Source organism: Sphingomonas kyeonggiensis, from assembly GCF_014204495.1.
Lineage (GTDB): Bacteria > Pseudomonadota > Alphaproteobacteria > Sphingomonadales > Sphingomonadaceae > Sphingomonas > Sphingomonas kyeonggiensis_A.
Genome location: NZ_JACHLN010000005.1, coordinates 1 through 20,199 on the forward strand (window position 1 = coordinate 1; position 20,199 = coordinate 20,199).

General features: G+C 65.6%; 12 protein-coding genes. 8 read left to right on the forward strand and 4 right to left on the reverse strand.

Going from position 1 to position 20,199, the window contains the following annotated elements:
• Positions 1-305: 305 nt before the first annotated feature.
• Complete coding sequence (locus HNP52_RS21715) at positions 306-1,802, reverse strand: efflux transporter outer membrane subunit (RefSeq protein ID WP_260396316.1); 1,497 nt, start codon at positions 1,800-1,802, stop codon at positions 306-308.
• Positions 1,803-1,870: 68 nt separating this feature from the next.
• Here HNP52_RS21715 and HNP52_RS21720 point away from each other — a divergent pair, with 68 nt between their 5' ends.
• From HNP52_RS21720 to HNP52_RS21745, 6 genes are all read left to right on the forward strand, one after another.
• Entirely contained in the window at positions 1,871-2,500 is a 630-nt protein-coding gene (locus HNP52_RS21720) for a TetR/AcrR family transcriptional regulator (RefSeq protein WP_260396317.1), read from the forward strand.
• A gap of 79 nt (positions 2,501-2,579) precedes the next feature.
• Entirely contained in the window at positions 2,580-3,662 is a 1,083-nt protein-coding gene (locus HNP52_RS21725; protein WP_184170771.1) for an efflux RND transporter periplasmic adaptor subunit, read from the forward strand.
• Positions 3,659-6,766 (forward strand): efflux RND transporter permease subunit, encoded by a 3,108-nt coding sequence (locus HNP52_RS21730; protein WP_184170774.1) that lies wholly within the window; start codon positions 3,659-3,661, stop codon positions 6,764-6,766. The genes HNP52_RS21725 and HNP52_RS21730 overlap by 4 nt, the downstream gene beginning before the upstream one ends.
• Positions 6,763-7,125: a helix-turn-helix domain-containing protein gene (locus tag HNP52_RS21735; protein ID WP_183998728.1), complete on the forward strand. Its 363-nt coding sequence runs from the start codon at positions 6,763-6,765 to the stop codon at positions 7,123-7,125. The genes HNP52_RS21730 and HNP52_RS21735 overlap by 4 nt, the downstream gene beginning before the upstream one ends.
• Complete coding sequence (locus HNP52_RS21740; protein ID WP_184170777.1) at positions 7,122-7,277, forward strand: hypothetical protein; 156 nt, start codon at positions 7,122-7,124, stop codon at positions 7,275-7,277. Before HNP52_RS21735 ends, HNP52_RS21740 begins: the two co-directional genes overlap by 4 nt.
• A 418-nt stretch (positions 7,278-7,695) precedes the next feature.
• The gene (locus tag HNP52_RS21745; RefSeq protein ID WP_409372663.1) at positions 7,696-9,177 is read left to right on the forward strand and encodes an MFS transporter; all 1,482 of its coding nucleotides are present in this window, start codon (positions 7,696-7,698) and stop codon (positions 9,175-9,177) included.
• Between the two features lie 835 nt (positions 9,178-10,012).
• On the opposite strand, the gene HNP52_RS21750 is transcribed toward HNP52_RS21745, so the two are convergent.
• Together HNP52_RS21750 and HNP52_RS21755 are read right to left on the reverse strand one after the other, a co-directional pair.
• The gene (locus tag HNP52_RS21750) at positions 10,013-11,173 is read right to left on the reverse strand and encodes a YdcF family protein (RefSeq protein WP_184170780.1); all 1,161 of its coding nucleotides are present in this window, start codon (positions 11,171-11,173) and stop codon (positions 10,013-10,015) included.
• Positions 11,173-13,689 (reverse strand): TonB-dependent receptor, encoded by a 2,517-nt coding sequence (locus HNP52_RS21755; protein ID WP_184170783.1) that lies wholly within the window; start codon positions 13,687-13,689, stop codon positions 11,173-11,175. Before HNP52_RS21755 ends, HNP52_RS21750 begins: the two co-directional genes overlap by 1 nt.
• A 121-nt stretch (positions 13,690-13,810) precedes the next feature.
• Between HNP52_RS21755 and HNP52_RS21760 the strand changes: the two genes are divergently transcribed.
• Positions 13,811-14,944, forward strand: a complete 1,134-nt coding sequence (locus tag HNP52_RS21760; RefSeq protein WP_184170785.1) for an ROK family transcriptional regulator — start codon at positions 13,811-13,813, stop codon at positions 14,942-14,944.
• Between the two features lie 1,534 nt (positions 14,945-16,478).
• Here HNP52_RS21760 and HNP52_RS21765 read toward each other — a convergent pair.
• Positions 16,479-18,329 carry a methyl-accepting chemotaxis protein gene (locus HNP52_RS21765; RefSeq protein ID WP_260396319.1) on the reverse strand — a complete coding sequence of 617 codons (1,851 nt, stop codon included), beginning with the start codon at positions 18,327-18,329 and terminating at the stop codon, positions 16,479-16,481.
• Between the two features lie 452 nt (positions 18,330-18,781).
• On the opposite strand from HNP52_RS21765, the gene HNP52_RS21770 reads away from it, so the two are divergent.
• Positions 18,782-20,179 carry a methyl-accepting chemotaxis protein gene (locus HNP52_RS21770; protein WP_184170788.1) on the forward strand — a complete coding sequence of 466 codons (1,398 nt, stop codon included), beginning with the start codon at positions 18,782-18,784 and terminating at the stop codon, positions 20,177-20,179.
• The last annotated feature ends 20 nt before the right edge of the window (positions 20,180-20,199 follow it).

Consider the following 20,199-nt stretch of genomic DNA (forward strand, 5'->3'; position numbering starts at 1 on the left):
CTGGGTCATACGAAGATCGAGAACACGGTCCGATATCTAGGCGTCGACATTGAAGATGCTCTGACGCTTGCTGAACGAACGGAGATCTGAGGCTGCCGCGGTCCATCCGTGCTCAAGATGGGCCGCTCTGACGCCGGACGGCTATGCGCCCCGGTTGCGGTCGTTCGACCACGCTCGCGCACACCCGAAAGCCGTCGTTCGTAATATCCGAAAAAATCGTCCTATGGGACAGATCTCGATCGAGGCCGTGAGCCTGTAGCCTGCGAATTGAAGCACCGTACACCGGACTATTGCGGGCAACGAGTTCAGCGACCGAGTGTGCCAGTTCCGTCGGACGCCTGCGGAGCGTCCCAACCACCCCCCAGCGCGCGGAACGACGCGATCGCCGCCCGCGCGGCAGCGGCTCTCGCCTGAATTTCGGCATCTCGGCTGGCGAGAAGTCGCTGGTCGGCGTCGAGCACGTCGAGCAGGCTGGAGACTCCCCCCTTGTAGGCCGCGAGCGAGGATGCGCGGGCCTTGGCGAGCGATGCGACACCCTGGTCGAGGATCTGGCCGCGGGCCTGCTGCTTGAGGAGCGCCGAAAAGGCATTCTCCACATCCTCCGACGCCCTTAGGACCGTCAGGCGATAGGCGGCCAGCGCCTCGGCGCTACGGCCGCGCGAGGCGTCGATCTCGGCGTCGATGCGGCCGAAGTCGAACAGACGCCAGCGCAATCCCAGAACGCCGCTCGCTTGGTTGGCATTGCCGCCAAACAGGCTGCCGACGCCCATGGTCGCCGTGCCGAGGAGCCCGCTGAGCGAGAATTTCGGATAATATTCGGAGATCGCCACACCAATGCGCGCGTTCGACGTGGCGAGTGTGCGTTCGGCCGCGATGATGTCCGGGCGCCGGCGGAGCAAGGCGGCCGGACCGCCGGCGTCGGAGACTGCAGGGACGCTGGGAATCGGCGCGATGGCCGCAAGCTCGGGCCGAACCGAACCAGGCTGGAGGCCGAGCAGCACATCGAGCGCGTTCATCGTGGCGTCGAGATTCTGCTCGAGTTCCGGAACGCCGGCCCTCACTTGGGCTAGGGCCCCCTCGGCCTGCCGTAGTTGCAATTCGGCCGCCACCCCCTTGCGGTACTGGAGCCCGACCAGATCGACCAGCTGCTGCTGGACCTGCTGCTGGTTGCGCGCCACATCGAGTCGCGCCTGAAGGCTGCGGATCGCGACATAGGTGTCGGCCGTCTGCGCTGCGACGGCGAGCCGCGCGGCGACGGCACCAGCAGCGGATGCCTGCCAGTTGGCCCGCGCGGCGTCGCGCGCCGCGTCCTTGCCACCGAAGAGATCGAGTTCCCAGCTCGCGCCAAGGTTCAATTCATAGCTCTGCGCCTCGCGTTCGAAACCTGGCAAGGCGCTGGCGATGCGGCCCTGCGGTGTCTCGATCGACTGATAACTCTCGCTCGCCTGGCCGCTGACCTGTCCGGACGGAAGGAGGTCGGCTTTGGCATGGCGCAGGGCGGCGCGCGCCTGCACGATGCGGGCGGTCGCCTGCTGCAGGTCGAGATTCTGCGCCAGCGCGCGTTCGACCAGGCTCACGAGGAGTGGATCGTCGAACGATCGCCACCAGTTCACCAAGTCGACCTTCGCTGCCTGCCCCGTGGCGGCCTCGACGGCGGGGCCGCCCAGGAAGGCAGGCGGGGCCGTCGTCTGCGGCGAGACATAGGCCGGACCGATGGCACAGCCACCGAGTAGCGCAGCCGCTCCGGCCACCGTCAGGATCGAAGATGAAATGCGCATGCTTCCATTCGCCAGCAGTCCCATAAACCATCTCATGGTATGTGACGAATAACGTATTTGGTCACAATTTGTCAATTCGGACTTTTGACGCTATGGGTGCGGCCATGAAAAATCAGAACACAAGCAAGGCTGCCACGCGCGGACCGGCTGAGCATTCCGTGCGGGACCAGATCGTCGATGCCGCCCGCGAATGCTTCGCCCATTACGGCTATGGCAAGACGACGGTGTCGGATCTCGCGCGTGAGATCGGCTTCTCTAAGGCCTATATCTACCGCTTTTTCGAATCGAAGCAGGCGATCGGCGAGGCGATCTGCGCCGAGTGTGTGGGCGGCCTATTCGACCAGGTCCGGGAGGCAGTGGGCGAAGGGGGCGACGCGACCGACAAGCTGCGGAGATTCGCGAGGACCGCCACCACCGCTACCGTGGAACTGCTCTTCACAGACCGCAAGCTCTACGAGATCGCGGTTTATGCGTCGTCCGAAAACTGGGAGGTCGTGCGGGCCTATATCGAGCGAATGCAGGGCCTGCTCGAAGAGATCCTCAAGGAAGGCCGCGAGAATGGCGAGTTCGAGCGCAAGACCCCGCTCGACGAAACCCGCCGATCGATCTTCTATGCCCTCAAGCCCTTCATCGACCCCGTTTTCCTCGAGCGCAGCCTCGATCTGCTTCCCGACGCGCAGACCGAGGTAACCGGCCTGGTGCTGCGCAGTCTCGCGCCTTGAAGTCAGAAGCTTATATGTGACTAGTTGACAATATAGTCACTCGATGACATTTGGTTCCCGCTGAACAGGAGGAACCTGCGTGTCGACATCGTCTTGCGCCCGAACGGTCGGGCTCCTTGGGCTGACAGCCGTTGCGCTGGCCGGCTGCGGGCAGTCGGGCGCTGACCCGCGCACCGCGCCGCCGCTGGTGCGAATCGCGTCTGCCGGTGCCGCCGAAGGAGGCGCCCGCGAATTCACCGGCATCGTGGGCGCCCGCGTGCAGAGTGATCTCGGCTTTCGTGTCGGCGGCAAGGTGGTGGCGCGGCTCGTCGAAGCCGGTCAGACCGTGCGCCGCGGCCAGCCTCTCATGCGCATCGATGCGGCCGACTATGCGCTCGCGGCGCAGGCGGCGGCCGGCACGGTCGCCGCCGCCCGCGCCCGCGCAGTTCAGGCCAGCGCCGATGAACAGCGCTACCGCGATCTGGTGTCCGCGGGAGCGGTCTCCGCCTCCGCCTACGACCAGGCCAAGGCAGCAGCGCTTTCGGCTCGTGCGCAGCTCTCCGCCGCCGAGGCCCAGGCACGGGTCAGCCGCAACGATACCGGCTATACGTTGCTGGTTGCCGACGCGGACGGCGTGGTCGCCGAGACGCTGGCCGAGCCGGGGCAAGTGGTCGCGGCCGGCCAGACCGTCGTCCGCCTTGCCCGCTCCGGTCCACGCGAAGCCATCGTTGCACTGCCCGAGACGCTTCGCCCCGCACTGGGCGCGGAAGCGGAGGCCCGGACCTATAGCGGACTCGATGGGCAGGCGCGATTGCGGCAACTGAGCGACGCCGCCGATCCAGCGACGCGGACTTTCGAGGCGCGTTTCGTCCTCTCCGGCGCTCCCGCCGCTGCACCTCTGGGATCGACGATAACGATCCGAGTTGGCGCTCCCGGCAAGCCGGCAGCGATCGCGGTCCCGCTCGCCGCTATCTACGATCGTGGACAGGGGCCGGGAGTCTGGATCGTCGGCAGCGGAAATAGTCCCAGGGTCACCTGGCGTCCGGTACGGCTAACCGAAATCGGCGACGAGAAGGCTGTCGTGGCCGCAGGCTTGCGCCTGGGCGAGCGCTTCGTCGCGCTGGGCGCACACATGCTTCACCAGGGCCAGCCGGTCCGCGTCGCGGCGGGAGCGGTCCGTTGAGCGAGACGTCCGAACCCAAGGGCAGGTTCAACCTGTCCGCCCTCGCGGTGCGCGAACGGGCAGTCACATTGTTCTTCATCATCGCCATCTCCGCTGCCGGACTCGTGGCTTTCCTGAGCCTCGGCCGCGCCGAGGACCCGAGCTTCACCATCAAGCAGATGACGGTGGTCACCGCATGGCCCGGCGCCACCGCGCAGGACATGCAGGACCAGGTCGCCGAGCCGCTCGAGAAGCGCCTGCAGGAGCTGCGCTGGTACGATCGCGCGGAGACGTTCACGCGGCCCGGCCTTGCCTTCACCACTTTGCTCCTGCGTGACCAGACGCCCCCATCCGAAGTGCAGGAGCAATTCTACCAGGCGCGCAAGAAGCTTCAGGACGAGACCCCGAGGCTCCCGCGCGGCGTCGCCGGCCCGTTCGTCAACGACGAATATGGCGACGTGACCTTCGCGCTCTATGCGCTGAAGGCAAAGGGCGAGCCGCAAAGGGACCTTGCCCGGCAGGCGGAGACGCTGCGCCAGCGGCTGCTGCATGTGCCGGGGGTCAAGAAGGTCAATATCGTCGGCGAGCGGCCGGAGCGCATCTATGTCGAGTTCGCGCAGGACCGGCTGGCGACGCTGGGCATCGCACCGCGCGCGATCTTCGCCGCGCTCGCGCAGCAGAACCTGGTCACCCCGGCGGGCGCGATCGAGGCGAACGGGCCGCAGGTGCAGGTCCGGCTCGACGGCGCGTTCGACGATCTCGAAAAGATCCGCGACCTGCCGATCGTCGCCAATGGCAGGACCCTGCGTCTGGCGGACATCGCCGAGGTTCGGCGCGGCTATGAGGATCCGGCGACCTTCCTGATCCGCAACCAGGGCGAGCCGACCCTGCTGCTCGGCGTGATCATGCGCGAGGGCTGGAACGGGCTTGAACTCGGTAAGTCGCTTAAGGCCGAAGTCCAGGCGATCTCGTCGGAGCTGCCGCTCGGAATGGTCCTCGCTCCCGTGACCGACCAGTCGGAGAACATCTCGGCGGCCGTCGATCAGTTCATGCGCACCTTCCTCGAGGCGTTGGCGATCGTGATGATCGTCAGCCTCGTCGCGCTCGGCTGGCGAGTCGGCGTCGTCGTGGCGGGGGCGGTGCCGCTGACGCTCGCGATCGTGCTCGTCATCATGTGGGCAACGGGCAGGGTGCTGGACCGCATCACGCTCGGCTCGCTGGTTCTTGCGCTCGGGCTGCTCGTCGACGACGCCATCATCGCGATCGAGATGATGGTCGTGAAGATGGAAGAGGGGTTCGACCGAATCAAGGCGTCGGCCTATGCTTGGAGCCATACCGCCGCGCCGATGCTTGCCGGAACGCTGGTGACGGTGATCGGCCTGATGCCCGTGGGCTTCGCAAAGTCCACGGCGGGAGAATATGCCGGCAACATATTCTGGGTCGTCGGCTTCGCCCTGCTGGCCTCCTGGCTCGTCGCGGTGATCTTCACCCCCTATATGGGCGTCAAGCTGCTGCCGGCGATCAAGCCGGTCGCGGGCGGCCACGACGCCATCTACGAAACGCCGCGCTACCAGAAGGTGCGCCAGCTGATCCGCTGGGCGGTGAAGCGCAACCGGGTGGTGACGATCGCAACGGTGGCGGCGTTCCTCGTCGCTGGTGCGGGCATGGTGCTGGTGAAGAAGCAGTTCTTCCCCACCTCCGACCGGCCCGAGGTGCTGGTCGAGGTCCAGATGCCCAAGGGTACCTCGATCGAACAGACCAGCGCCTCGAGCGAGGCGGTCGAGGCGTGGCTACGCAAGCAGCCCGAGGCGAAGATCATCACCGCCTATGTCGGCCAGGGCGCGCCGCGCTTCTTCATGTCGCTCTCGCCCGAATTGCCCGATCCCTCTTTCGCCAAGATCATCGTGCGAACACCGGACGAGGAGGCGCGCGAGGCGTTGAAGGGGCGGTTGCGGCGGGCGGTCGCCGACGGCCTCGCCCCTGCGGCACGCGTGCGGGTAACGCAGCTCGTCTTCGGTCCCCCTTCTCCCTATCCGGTGGCGTTCCGGGTCAGCGGCCCGGATGTCGAAAAATTGCGCGCTATCGGCGAGCAGGTCCGCGCGATCATGACCAGCGATCCCATGATGCGAACCGTCAACACCGACTGGGGCGAGCGCGTACCGACACTGCACTTCGTGCTTGATCAGGACCGGCTGCGCGCCATGGGCCTGACCTCGGGCGATGTCGGCGAGCAGCTGCAGTTCCTGCTCTCGGGGGTGACCGTCTCGCAGGCTCGCGAGGATATCCGCACGGTCGAGGTAGTGGCGCGGTCCGCCGGAAAGGCCCGCCTGGATCCGGCGCGCATCGGCGACTTCACGCTGACCGCGACGAACGGCCAGCGCGTGCCGATCAGCCAGATCGGCAAGCTCGAGCTGCGGATGGAGGACCCGATCCTGCTCCGCCGGGACCGCGTGCCGACGATCACCGTGCGCGGCGACATCGCCGACGGCCTACAGCCTCCCGACGTCTCGACCGCCATGCTCAAGAAGCTCCAGCCGGTGATCGACACGCTCCCCTCCGGCTACCATATCGCCATGGGCGGCTCGATCGAGGAGGCGGGCAAGGCCAATGCCGCGCTCGCGCCTATCTTCCCGATCATGATCCTCTTGATGATGATTGTCATCATTCTGCAGGTTCGCAGCTTCTCGGCGATGACGATCGTGCTGCTGACCGCACCGCTGGGGCTGATCGGCGTGGTGCCGACGCTGCTGCTCACCGGCCAGCCTTTCGGGTTCAACGCGATCCTGGGGCTGATTTCGCTGGCGGGCATCCTGATGCGCAACACGCTGATCCTGATCGGGCAGATCCATGAGAATGAGGAGAATGGTCGCTCCCCCTTCGACGCTGTGGTCGAGGCTACTGTGCAGCGTTCCCGGCCGGTGATCCTGACGGCGCTCGCCGCGGTGCTCGCCTTCGTGCCGCTCACGCATTCGGTGTTCTGGGGGGCGATGGCGTTCACCCTGATCGGCGGCACGCTGGTCGGAACGATCCTCACCCTAGTCTTCCTGCCGGCGCTCTATGCGCTCTGGTATCGGATCAAGCCCACTGCGGAGGGCCAGGCGCATCTGGCGGAGGTGACCGCATGAGCGAGGCCGCGGCTATCGATCCCGCCATTTCGGCGGACGACCCCCTCGAGCCACTCGAGGGGCGCTGGGTGTTGCGGATACTCATCTGCCTCAACGCGGGCGCGCACCGGTTTGCTGACCTTAGATCGGCGATCCCGCGTGTCAGCGCGAACATCCTCACCGACCGGCTGCGCACGCTGGAATGCGCGGGGCTCGTCGAGCGGCGCTACCTTCCAGCTCCGTACGCCAGCCATGTCTACGCGCTGACCGAGGTCGCCACGTCCCTCAAAACAACGCTGGATGGGCTGGCCAGCTGGCGAGCGTCACAATCCAAGATGTCCATCCCCTCGCGTCGCCCTGGAAAGGAGCAATCACGATGAAGCTGAAGGAAGCCGCGCGCCGGATCTGGCGCTCTTTCGAGGCGCTCGCGCAGGCAGACGACTATGATCCGCTGACCGACGTCCTGTTGCGGGTCGAGCGGCTGGAGCGCGCGGTTGCCGAGCTCCGTAAGCCTGCCGCAACCTCCCCCTGACCGGCCGGCGAGCATCGCGTGCCGGGCTCGGCGCGTCGCGATGCACTCCCACCTTCAACGCGCCAACGCTTGTGCGGCGACGATCACAGGAACCCGCGAATGACTGACTGTGGGTCGTGAGCTGTCGCTCGGGCGGAGCCGGCGGCGAATGGCAGCTGTCGAGATCGCCGGGACTCAAAACGGACTATCAGCAAGCGGCCCACGAGGTGCCGGACCGCGTTTTGAGAAACCGGCCAGTCGGGAATGCGCCCTAATAGCTGTCGCGCAGCAGCCTCGAACGTGCCCCTTAAACCTGCCGTTCGTGTCTCCGTGGACCAAGCTTGCCGGCGTTTCGATGCTGTCGCCAATCTGAAATGATCGGGCCGTACGGGCAGTCGCAGGTGCGGCGTCGGGTTTGTCGCCACCCCTCATCCGAAAGATGCCGCCGATCACGAACATTGCCACAGAGAGCCGGATGCTCGCCTATTCGTCCGGCAATTTCGGCAAGGCCCTGGTGTTCAGCGGCGCGGATCTGACGATCCTGTTCCTGCTGACCGACGTGCTGGGGCTGAACGGCGCCCAGGCCGGCGGACTGATGCTGTTCGCAGTGCTGGGCGATCTGGTGTTCGATCTGCTCGCGGCCCGGCTCGTCCTCCATTGGCGGGCGGCGGGGCGGGGCTATCGCTGGACCATCGCCCTGGCCGCGCTGCCTTGCGGGGCGGCGTTCGGGCTGATCTACGCGATGCCGGCGCTGGGACTGCATCGCGCCTGGATGCTTGCGGCGGCGATCCTCGTCTTCCGCGGCGCCTATGCGGTTGTCGATGTGCCGCACAATGCGCTGATGGCGCAGGTCAGCCGGGACAGCCGCGCGCGCGGACGTGTCTCGGGCTACCGGCTGTTCTTCAGCACCGCGAGCGCGCTGGCCATCGCCGCGGTGCTGACGCCCCTGGTACAGCAGGCGGGCCGGGCGCGGCATTTCGACGCACTGGCGTTCACCGGGATCGGGGCGGGCCTGGTCTTTGCCCTGACCATGCTGCTGTGCGTCTGGGCTTCGGGCCCACGCGGCGAGAGCGGCACGGCGTCCGCGCTGCGCGGCGATCGCATCGCGGTTCCGCTGCGCGACCCGATGGTGCTGGCAATGGGCGCGCTGGCCCTGCTCACCGGCTTCGCGATGCCGTGTTTCGGCCGGATGCTGATGTATCTGGGAACCTATGTCGTCGACCGGCCGGGCGCGGTCACCGTGCTGCTTGCCGCACTGACGGCCGGGCAATTCGGCGGCGTGCTCGCCTGGACCGCGCTCACCCACCGCTTCAGCAAGAGCCACCTGCTCGGTGCGGGGCATGCGGCGAGCGCGCTGGGCCTTGTCTTCTTCGCCCTGTGCATGGCGTGGCCGGCGGGACAGATTGCGGGCGCGGCGCTGATCGGCTTCGGCTTTGCGAGCGTGTTCATGCTGCCCTGGGGTCTGCTCGCCGACGCGGTCGACATCGTCGAATGGCGGCACGGCCGGCGGTTCGAGACCGGCCTGTTCGCCTATTATCTGGTCCTGGTGAAGGCTAGCGGCGCCGGGGCGACCGCGATGATCGGCTGGGTGCTGAACGCGCTCGGTTATCTTCCTGGCGCGGTCCAGCCGACCGGGGTGCGCCTGGGCATGCTCGGTCTCGGCCTCGGCGTGCCGCTTGCCGGCGCGCTGCTGGCGATGCTGCTGCTCCGGCGCTTCACGCTAGACCATGGCCGCCATGCGCGGCTGTTGCGCGCGCTGGCCTGGCGTCAGGCGGGGGAGGAGCCCGTCTCCGGATTGAACCGCGGGTTGGAGAAATCGAGCGGCGAGGGCGTCACCCTGGCAGGCGGCGCCGCGCTTTCCGCCCAGGCACGGCAGAGCATGTCGCGCAGCATCGCCGCGCCCGCGGCGGTACGCTCGTAGACCAGCGCGCGGACGTCCTTGTCGGCCGTGTTGCTGAAGCCGTCGCGCTTCTCGAGCTTGTAGACCGTCTCCATCCGATCGCCGGACTGGTCGAGAAAGGCGAGCACCGCATCGAACATGTCGCCATGGAGATGCGCCGGCGCGCCGATCTTGGGCACGATGTCCGCCGCGGTGAGCCCCATCCCGTCGACGAAACGGCTCTCGAACCGACCATGGATGCTGCGGTCGCGGGTATAGCCGTTGGGATTGGGGCCCAGCCAACCGTCCGAGTTCGCCGAATTGTGCAGCGGCTGCGAGCCGTCGCCGATATAATGGCCGAGCCGGATCGCCTGGAACGCACAGTGCTGCTCGGGAACCGATGCGTCGCCGCCGCGGGCCTGCGCCGCGCGGATCGCCCGCATGCAGACGATCAGCCGCTCATAGGCTTCCATCGCCGCATAGGGCAGCGTGCCGGTCCAGCGGACGTTGGTACGTGCAGCGGTGGCCGGATCGCTGTCCCTGATGGTCTCGTAGTGCTTGTAGAGCGCGAGGATGAACTCGTAGCGCGATCGCGGGATCGGTTTCAGGAAGGTGAATTGCTCGCGGAACCAGCCATGGTTCGGGTCTTCCTCGATCTTCGAGAAGCCTTCCGAATCCCCGCGCCAACTGTCCGGCAGCCCGGCCGAGGCCGAGATATAATCGACATAGCGGCGCAGGAAGACCGGCCCGCTGTCGGGTATCGCCTGGATCGCCGCACGGTCGATCACCGCGTGCCCGGTGCCGCCCCAGGCATGGGCGACGGCGGGACACAGCAGGAGGACGGCGGTCAGGGCGATGCGGCGCATGACGGTACCTTTCAGGGATCGAGGGGATCGCGCGGATCGACGCGCTCGGACGCCGGGGACGGGCGGAACACCAGTTCGGTGGGCGACACCCGGCGCACGACCTTGCCGGGGTGATAGCCGAGCTCGGCGGCGTTGCGCTCGGTGAACTTCGCGCTTTCGATATAGGCGCTCTGCAACGGGTTGCAGACGATCACCGTCTCAGCCTCCACCGGCGCGCCGATCCGCGCGAGCAGCCGGCTGGCGTTGCGCAGGTTGGTGGTGGTGTGGCGGGCATAGGGCTCGATGAGGATCGCTTCGGCGGGGACGCCGTAGCGCTCGATCAGCGCCTTGCGCATCTCGTCGGCCTCGGTGAACGGGGTCGCGCGCGGGTGCGCCCGACCACCGGTAACGATGATGAAGGCGATGTCGCCCTGGGCGAACCGGCGCGCGGCGAGGCGCAGGTGATATTTGCCGAACGGGCTGAGCGGTTCGCCCTCGATCTCGGGCCCGACGCCGGTGACGATCATCGCGCTGTAGCGATAGCGGTGCCAGTCGAGCGCCTTCGCCCGCGCCGTCGCTGCGGCGTTGGCGCCGCCGGTCAGCGGTTCATGGCCGATCGCATCGGTGCGATCGCTAACGTCGAGCAAGGCGAGCGCATAGTCGATGCTGGGATCGAGCTGCTGTGCCGATCCACCACGCGCCGTCTCGGTGATCCAGTCGGCGGCCTGAAGGCGCGTCAGGTGATCCTGTGGCGAGACCGTGCCAGGGCCATCGATCGCGGTGGCGGGTATCGCCCCCAGCGCATAGGTCCGCACGATCATGTTGATGCCAGCGATCTCGCGATCCACCTGCGCGGTGGCGCCATCGTCCGCAGCGGGAAGGCCCGGCGCCTGCGCAACGGCGCGACGTACCGCATCGGCTTCGCGATCGCTCCAGAGCAGCGCCTGCGCGCGGCAGACGAGATCGGTCCCGCACGCGGCGCGGCGCTCCCGCCGCACGCGCAGCACATTCTCCATGCCGGGTGCCCTGGCGATCCGCTCGAGCGCCGCGGGATCGTGCCCGGCCGCGTCGAACAACGGGAAGAGCCGGGCGGACAGCGCCGCCATCACCCCGTCGCCCACCGCCGCCTCGGCCGAAGCCGGGGCGGCGAGCACCGTCACGGCGAGCGCGGCGGCGGAGAGCAGGGCGCGCATCACCAGCTGCGGCTGACGATGAGGCGGAAGTTCCGGCCGAACAACGGGCGGCCGTAGATCGCCTGGCTGGAGCCCTGTCCGGCGAACTGGTCGGTACGCGTGTTGCCCTCGGTCAGGCCATGGGCGTTGAACAGATTGTCCCCGACCACCTGGAAGCGCCAGGCGCCCCAGTCGAGCGACGCGCCCGCTCCGGTCGTCTGGTAGCCGGGCATCGCCGTGCGGTTGAAGAGGTCGACATAGCGGCGGCCGACCCATTCGAAACGGCCGAAGAGCGAGAGCTTCTGCGCGCCCAGATCGAAGTCGAAACTCGGACGCAGATTGCCGAAGAACTTCGCCTCGCGGATGATCTGGTTGCCGTTCACAGCACTCGGATCCGCGCCCGAGGTATTCTCGAGATTGGCATATTCCGGATTCTGCCAGGTCACCGAGCCGTCGAGCGAGAACCAGCGGACCGGCACGACCCGGCCATCGACCTCGACGCCCTTAACCGAGGCCTCGCCGATGAAGGGCAGCGTCTGGTCGTTGCGGCCGGTCAGCGGGTTGAACGCCGCGAACGAGGCGTTGAACGGGTCGAACTTGGTGTAGAAGCCAGTTGCATAGAGATAGTTCGGGCCGAAGCTGGCCTTCAGGCCGACTTCATACTGGCGCGCCTTGGTCTTGACGATCGTGGCGTTGATGCCGCTCACCACGCCCATCTGCGGCGGCACCTCCAGGTTCGAGATGCGGCCATAGGCGCCGAAATGGCCGTTCAGGTCGTAGTTGAGGCCGACCGTCCAGTTGGTCGCATTGGGCTTCAGCCGCTGGTCGAGCACCTGGCCGGTAAAGGCGCGGGTGGTGTCGTCGGCGAGCGTGGTGGCGTCGCCGAGATTCACCTGGGTGGTCGGCAGCGCGATGCCCTTGTAGCTGTAGCGCTCGGTACGGATGCCGGCATCGAGGCGCAGGCCGCGGGTGATATCCCAGGTGTCGTTCGCGTAGAAGGCGATCATCTGCGCATCGCCTTTGCCCTGGTTGAGCGTGGTGGTGTAGCGCAGCACGCCGTTCTGGGTGACCGAGCCCAGCACCTGGCCGGTCGCCGAATAGGCGACCAGATCGAGCGTGCGCGGCTGGCTGCGCACTTCGATCAGCATGTCCTGATAGGCCTGGAGCAGCGTGTTGCCGTAGAACGAGCCGTACATGCCGACGCGCAGATCATGGGTGCCGATGCCGGTCTCGAACTTGCGGGTGACGCTGAGGTCGCCCTGCACCGAATAGAAGTCCGATTCCGAGGCGCGATACTGGCCGGACATGATCAGGCCCGACGCGGTCGAGGGATCGTAGGCCGTCGCGCCGTTGGTGCCCGCAAGGGCATAGCCGAGCCGCGTGACATTGGGACCGAAGGCAGTACGCGCGGCGGTCAGATAGCCGGCGGCGAAGGTCGTCGCATCGGCCGGATTGGTGGTTGAGTAGAATGCGTCGAAGCTCGACTTGCCCTTGGTCCCGCCGACCTTGGCGGAAACCTGCCAGCCGCTGAAGTCCGCCTCGTAATCGATCGCCGCGTTGAAGAAGCGCATGTGGCGGCCATCGGAGAGATCGCGCTGCATGCTCTGCAGCCCGCCGGCGCCGTCGCGATACTTGATGTTGACGTTGCGCAGCGACGGCGAGTTCATCGTGCCGGTGAAATAGTCGATATAGGGATTGAGCGAGACCGCCGGGTTGCGCGGATCGTTGGTCGGGATCGGCAGATAGAAGACGTTGTGGTCGTTCACATATTCGACCGAGAGCTTGACGAAGCCGTTGGTCAGCTGGCGCTTGAGGTTGGCGCGGATCTGGCCGCCCTTGTCGCTGGCGAAGCCGGCATAGCGATAGCCGTCATGCTGACGCAGGAAGCCGCCGATCGCGAAATAGGTGTTGTCGCTGATCGGGCCCGACTGCATCGCGTCGAGCCGGTAGAGACCGGTGTCGCCCAGCGTGAGCTGCGCCTTGCCGCGCGCCTGCGGGCCGCCCGACACGGTGATGTTGTTGGCGATCGCCGCCGCGCTGCTGGCATAGATCGGCGCCGGGCCGCCACGCACGATCTCGACCCGCTCGGTCATCAGATCGTAGCGGTTCATGCCTTCGCCGGAGTTGAAGAAGACGCCGTCGATCTCGTGGTAGAGCGGCAGCCCGTCCTGCTGGAAGATCAGATAGCCGCGATCGGTCGGGATGCCGCGCACGCGGGTGATGTTCTGCACCTCGCCGCCGGTGGCCTCGACCTGGATGCCGGGGACGGTACCGAGCAGGTCGGCGAAGCTCTTCGGTGCGATCTTCTGGACGTCGGCCTGGCTGAGCGAGTTGACCGCATAGGAGACGTCGAAGCGACGCTGCGCGCGCGCCGAGCCGGTGACGACGATGTCCGCGCCCGCATCCTCGGTGGCCTGTGCGGGGTCGGCGGCCGGCGTGTCGGCAGCCGGCGTATCGGTGGTCTGGGCGAAGGCCGGTGCGGACAGCACGCTGAGCGCGAGCACCGCGCAGCCGGCGGCGAAATTGTGCTTCTTCATCGGATCGGTCCCCCGAGATTTTGTGAACTCGTGGCGCCGATGGGGGGTGGGGATGACAGATTTATTTATTTCTGGGAAAATAAATCGTGAACCGTGAACCGGGCTGCTATGGCCGTGGACGATGAGGCATCCACCGGTCACGCTGCTCGAGGAGGAGAAGCGGCTGCTCTGGCAGCTGCGCACCCGCGGCTCGCAATCGCGATCCGCGCTGGCGGAGACTCTGCAGATCAGCAACGGCGCCATCTCCAAGCTGACCAGGACGCTGATCGGGCAGGCCCTGATCGAGGAATTGCCCGCCGAGGCGCTGGCAGGGCGCGGCCGCCCGACAGTGCCGCTGCGGATATCCCCGGCCGGGGGCTATGCCGTCGGGCTGGCGATCTATGCCGGCCTCCTGGAAATCGCGCTGGTCGATTATGCCGGGGGGGTGGTGTCGCTCACTTCCGAGAAGATCGAGCCGATCGACCCGCATAGTTTCGCCCGCCATGTCGATCGCCGCATCCACGAACTCGCGATCGAGCATCGCCTGCTGGGGAGCCGCCTGTACGGCGTCGGTTTCAGCGTGCCCGGCCCAGCGCTGTCGCGCGACGGCAACCGGTGGCACGTCGTCCGCAACCTACCCGGCTGGAAGGACGCGCCGCTGCGCACGATCTTCGAGGAAGCGCTGCGGCTGCCGATCTGGATCGAGAACGACGCGACGGCGGCGGCGCTTGCCGAATATTATCTGGGCGGCCTGATCCGGCGCTGCACCACGGCGGTGGTGATCCTGCTCGGGCACGGCGTCGGGGCGGGGATCGTCCATGAAGGCCGGCTGATGCGCGGCGAGACGGGCAGCGCCGGCGAGATCGGCATGTTCTACCCGGGCAACCAGCCGCGCCCGACGACGCTCGACCTGATCGCGACGCTGCAGGCGGCCGGATGCAAGGTCGGGTCGCTGGCGGATTTCGAGGAGGCGATCCCGGGATATGAGGCGACGATCGATCAGTGGCTGGAGCGGGCCGCCGATCAGTTGCTCCAGACGATCAATTCGGCGCTTGCCTGGTTCGATCCGGGTGCGATCAGGCTGATGAGCCCCTTGCCGTCCGCAATCATGCACGGACTCGCCGACCGGCTGAACCGCCGGGCGATCAAATGGGGCGACCATATCGCGGAGAGCGAGAAGGAGCGGTACGACATCGAGATTTCCCGGCTCGGCGGCGCCGGCTCCGCGCTGGGTGCGGCGCTGTTGCCGATTCATGCGTCGATCGCGCGAGCCTAGTCGAGATGCTCTGCACGACGTGAGGCGGGCAGCCACCAGGCCCTGGCGACATCATCCGCGCAGCGGCAGGAGCATTGCGCTCACCGCCAGCATCGTCGCCACAGGTTGTGAGGGCTGCTTTGCCCGGTTCCGCTATCGCAAGCTGCCAGTCCGCAGCCGGCCCACGAGTTGCCGGACCGCGTTTGGAGAAACCTGCCAGTCGGGAATGCGCCCCAGTTGCTGCCGTTCGGCCTGACTGTCGCAAATGCCGATAGCGGCCGTTCGTTCATATAGGTGTGGGAGTCCGCTATTGGGTGGTAAGCGGACATCCACAAGCGTCTCTCGACGGCCGCCCTTAGCGGACTCCAGCCACCGGTCGGTTTGCGGTTATGTTCGGAGCTTGGCGGAATCTTTCGCCCACCCGTTCGAACCACCAGCCATCGCCATAGTCCACGTAAAATCGATCAAATCGTTCATCGACGAAAGGTGTGGGATCTAACCGAACACCACATTGCCGTGCGAATTCTCGAAGGTCGTCAGCCAAGGCCCGCTTCCAAACGACTATCTGTTCCGACACGGGAGCCTCGAACAAGTTGTCAGGCCTGCGGAAACGCCCGAAGTTTCCGAGACCGGGGCAGCGATCCGAGGCAATGGAATAGCCCACCGAAGGGTCCGGGAACGCTTCGAAACTAACCTCAATGCGGTCAATGCAAATATCACCATAGCGACCCCACCGGTTCCCGAACGTATGATACTCGCCTTCGCGGGGATGGGTACAATTGCGGCTCAAAGCAGGACGGCGTTTCTCGGATGCAGAAGAGGACTGCGGCGCAACAGCCAGCACGGTGTTGGGCACGCGGTCCTGTCCCGATTGCAGGTGACCCCCGCTACCGGTGACCAACGCTCCAGCGAGTGCGAAAACAATCCTTTTCATCTCGGTATCTTCCCACGTGTTCCGGATGTCTGCAATTGGGGCGTTTGCCGCCTGGCCGCTTCTAGATCAGCCGCTCCACCGCCAAACGGCCGACATTGGGTGGAAAGGGGACAGGCGGCTTTCGTGCGGATACAATAGACCGCCACGAACCGATAAGCTAATGCTCTCAAATGTTCACGCGAAGCGAAGCCAGTCCTTATCAGAGAGGGCAGCGGTTCATACTCGCCGTAATCCTGACCACGCCCGCGATTATGTGGGGTGTCCCAATCGCCGTAACGGCAATGGGATTCTCAACGGAAGTCGCAATCATCGCCGTGCTACCGTTAGCCTTTGTCTGGTTTGCTGTTGGAAGCCTCGGCAGTTTCATGATCGCATGCCCAAACTGCGGCAGGTCAGTTTTTCTTCGCCGGTTCATGATCAGCGCTCCCTGGCCCGCGCGCAAATGCAGCAAATGCAGCAATGATCTGACAGCCACTTAGCTGATACATCGTCCGCAACGGCGGCTTTTGGGGCGGCTCCTGTCAGGCTGCCTTTTAGCCGCCGGGAGCACAGACTTCTTTCTCGAAAGGTGACGGCCAGAGCGTTGGAGGGGGGATGCCCTGGCCGCCACCTTCCGGCACGTCAGAAGCTTGCCCAGTCTCCGGCAGCCGAAGCACCCGCGAGCATGGGGGTGCGGCTACGGGGGGCAAGGATCGGACGTGTGCGGGGGCTGGTCTGCCGGTCTCGCGTCTCTCGCGACGCGGGTCCGGTGTCGGCCCCGAGGTTGAACTTCTCGGCCTGTTCGCTCAGCGCCGTGACTTCGACGCTGAGATTTCGAGCGGCTGCGGAGGTCTCTTCGACCATGGCAGCATTCTGCTGGGTGGACTGGTCCATCGTGCCAACCGCCACGGAGATCTGAGTGATCGCCGTCGATTGCGCCTGGTTGTCATTGGCCATCTGGCCGAGCAACGCGTGGACTTCGCCGACGTCACTGGAGATATCCGCCAGCGCCCCATCGACCTTCTGGACCATCTCGACGGCTGCGACGATGTCGGTTCGGGTGGCGGTAAGCTGCTCGCGTGCCCGTCCGGCTTCCTCCTCAGCCCGCATGGCGAGGGCAGAGACGAGGTCGGCGACGACTGCGAAGCCGCGCCCGGCTTCGCCGGCGCGGCCGGCCTCGACCGCGGCGTTCATCGCAAGCACGCGGGTCTGGAACGCGATCTTGTCCAGGCCCTCGATGACGTCGTCGATGCCCTTGGCGCTCTCGCTGACACGGTTCATCGCCTCTACAGCCTCGTCGGCGATGCCGCGGCCACCGTTTACGGTGGTGATGGCGCCATCAGCACGCGCGACCGTCCGGTCGGCGGCTTCGGCCGTTGCCTTGAGACGACCATCGATCTGCGCGATGGCAGCCGAGGTCTCCTCAAGGCTCGCGGCATTGGCTTCGGTGCGGCGTGCCAGGTCCTCGGATGCCTGCGCAATCTCGCCCGATCCGGTCCGAATGGTCGCCGTGCTCTCCATCACAGCGCCGATCAGGCGGCGCAGGGAGACAAGCGCTTCGTTGAAGTTGGACTTGAGTTCGGCATAGGCGTTCGGAAAGTCCCGAGTGATCTCGCACGCGAGGTCGCCACCGCTCAATGCACTCAGGCCGTCCCGCAACGAACTGGTGACGACTTCCTGCTCAGCTGCAGCCCTAGCATCTGCCTCGGCTCGCGAGACGGCGGCGATGCGAAATTGCTCAACCGCCTGCGCGACTTCGCCAAGTTCGTCGGCGCGGGCGCGGTGCGGCACCACCGCCTCGCCGCCATCGGCCAGCGTCTTGGTTGCCTTCGAAAGTTCCGCCATCGGAGTGGAAACGGTCTTACCAATCAGCCGCCAGATCGCGAAGAGCATCGCCATGCCGAAGGCGGCCAATGCCAGGACTGCAGCGAAGATCTTTGCCGAGAAGGCTTGCCCCTTCTCATTGTTGACCTTGGCGCGGGCCTGATGCGCGGTAACCAGGTCCACCGCGCTGCCGAGGGCGGTCTCCGAAGCACGACGTCCCTCACCCTTGATGAGGGACAGTTCTGCGCCCGCACCTTGACGGTGCAGCTCGAAGATGCGCGCGTTCACTTGCTCAAGGGCGGTGATGTTGCGCTTGAGAGCATCCAGCTTGGGTGAGAGCTCTCCTGCAAGCGGCGCGTAGTGCCCGAGCGCGTCGGCTATATCCCGCTTGTTCTTTTCGAAGCGATCCTGGTAGCTGCGCTCCTCTTGTGGGCTAGTTGCGCTCGTCTGCGACCAGATGATGATCCGGTGCTCACGCAGCGCTGAGGTGAGCCGGCCAAGTGCCTCGGTTCCGCCGATGCCACGTTCGACATGCCGGGTGGCGATAGCACCCAGCTCCCACATGGCGAAGATGCCTGCTGCAGTAACGCTCGCAAGGAGGAAGCCGATTACTGCGAAGGCGACCAGCATCTTCTTCGACAGACGCCAGCTATTGAAAACTTGAACCATGGTCACCCAATCCCGGCAATCTCGCATGCATGTGCAGCGTCTCCTGATTGCATTGTAGATGGCGCGTGCGCTGACTGGACCTCCGGTGCATCAATTCCTTAGCAAGTTGAACATGGAAGCGCGGCATCCCCTGCCTGCTCGCTCAGCGCAAAAAGCATTCGGAGTTCGGAGGACCGCGCTTCTCGGGGACGTCAGTCATTCAGCGGTTTACCTTATCGACATAGGCGAGATCTGGTGAATCACACGCCCCGACAATACGCCCGCAACTACTGCAGTATATTCTCTTATGGAGTAATAAGTTATTGATTGTAATGAGATATCTCTAAAAAATTACTCCCATTGCTTCATCTTGCTGGATGGCGCCTTGGTTAACCCCAACGCTGGTCTCCGACGCCCGCTATAACGTGAGGACGCTTTTTCGGCGTTATTACTGTGAAGCGAGAGAACCGTAGATGATGCAGTGGTTTGAGGCGAATGCGCCGATCCGGCAAAAGACGTTGGTAGCATTTGGAACGCTCTTGTCTCTAGTGTTGGTCCTAGGTCTCCTTAGCGCGATACGCGAAGACTGGCTCATGGTCGCAGCGAGCGCTGCTGCGGCGTCGGTGGGGACGACCTGTGCCTGGCGTTTTCGCCGGGCGATCTGCGATCCCTATGTGAATACAGTGGTTCGTATGGAAGCATTAGCCGCAGGAGATCTTGAAAGCCCTGTAGCCTACACGGCGTACAAGGATTGCGTCGGAAGGATGACGCGTGCGATGTTCACATTCCGGGACACCGCGCGAGAGCAAATCCGCGCCTCGCAAGAACAGAGCGAGGTCGTCGCAGCACTGCGCGCCAGCCTTGCCTCCCTGACCCAGGGTGACTTCACGGCCGAGATTCGTGTTGAGTTTCCTTCGGCCTATGCCGAACTCAAGACAAACTTCAACGAAGCGCTGGCTTCGCTGCGGACCCTCGTCGGTTCGGTGCTGGATAGCGCAGAGAGCATCAACACCGGCGCAGCCGAGATCGCACAGGCATCGGAGGACCTCGCGCGTCGGACCGAGGCCAATGCAGCGAGTCTCGAGCAGACCACGGCTGCGGTTGCACAGATGGATGAGCGGCTGCGCGCGACAGCAGAAGCAGCCAGCCGTACGGTCCGTCGAGCAGATGGCGCGATCCAGAGCGTAGCGGGCGGCCGCACGACCGCCGGAGAGGCCGTGAATGCCATGACGCGCGTGAGCGAAAGTGCCACGGGTATCGACGACGTCATCGAAGGCCTCGACAAGATCGCATTCCAGACCCGCGTGCTTGCCATGAACGCTGCAGTCGAAGCGGGCCGCGCTGGCGAGGCCGGGCGCGGCTTTGCGGTCGTCGCTGACCTTGTCTCTGCGCTTGCGATGCGCGCCGAGGAAGAAGCGGGCCGCGCCCGCGAACAGTTGACGGCCACCCGGACGGATGTCGTGGCCGCGGTAGAAATGGTGCAGAAGGTGGATGCTGCATTCACAGACATCTTCGACAATGTTGGAGAGGTTCATGTTCTTCTTGCGGACATCGCGGCTTCCAACCAGGCGCAGTCGGCCGCAATCGCCGAGATCAGCGTCGCTGTCGGCAGCATGGACCAGGCGACACAGCAGAATGCCGCAATGGTAGAGGAAACTTCCGCTGCCGCCCGCAACCTGTCCGTTGAAGTGGGTGGGCTGTCCGATCAGGCAGAGCGATTTAACGTTGGCGATTCGGCTGCAGCTTTGGGCCGTCGCTCAGGATCGACGCACTATGCGCCAAAGGGAAAGCCCGGGAAGAATGCCGGTCCACAGCTTGCGCGAGCGGCGCTGGGAACCAAGCCGCCCTCCGGCGACTGGGCATCTTTCTAGCTCCGGCCCGAATTTTCTCC

Bases quoted from the DNA above. Each gene is read 5' to 3' on its own strand.
- HNP52_RS21715 (WP_260396316.1), bottom strand. From the start codon at position 1,802: ATGGGACTGCTGGCGAATGGAAGCATGCGCATTTCATCTTCGATCCTG.
- HNP52_RS21720 (WP_260396317.1), top strand. From the start codon at position 1,871: ATGGGTGCGGCCATGAAAAATCAGAACACAAGCAAGGCTGCCACGCGC.
- HNP52_RS21735 (WP_183998728.1), top strand. From the start codon at position 6,763: ATGAGCGAGGCCGCGGCTATCGATCCCGCCATTTCGGCGGACGACCCC.
- HNP52_RS21740 (WP_184170777.1), top strand. From the start codon at position 7,122: ATGAAGCTGAAGGAAGCCGCGCGCCGGATCTGGCGCTCTTTCGAGGCG.
- HNP52_RS21745 (WP_409372663.1), top strand. From the start codon at position 7,696: ATGCCGCCGATCACGAACATTGCCACAGAGAGCCGGATGCTCGCCTAT.
- HNP52_RS21750 (WP_184170780.1), bottom strand. From the start codon at position 11,173: ATGCGCGCCCTGCTCTCCGCCGCCGCGCTCGCCGTGACGGTGCTCGCC.
- HNP52_RS21755 (WP_184170783.1), bottom strand. From the start codon at position 13,689: ATGAAGAAGCACAATTTCGCCGCCGGCTGCGCGGTGCTCGCGCTCAGC.
- HNP52_RS21760 (WP_184170785.1), top strand. From the start codon at position 13,811: ATGAGGCATCCACCGGTCACGCTGCTCGAGGAGGAGAAGCGGCTGCTC.
- HNP52_RS21765 (WP_260396319.1), bottom strand. From the start codon at position 18,329: ATGGTTCAAGTTTTCAATAGCTGGCGTCTGTCGAAGAAGATGCTGGTC.
- HNP52_RS21770 (WP_184170788.1), top strand. From the start codon at position 18,782: ATGATGCAGTGGTTTGAGGCGAATGCGCCGATCCGGCAAAAGACGTTG.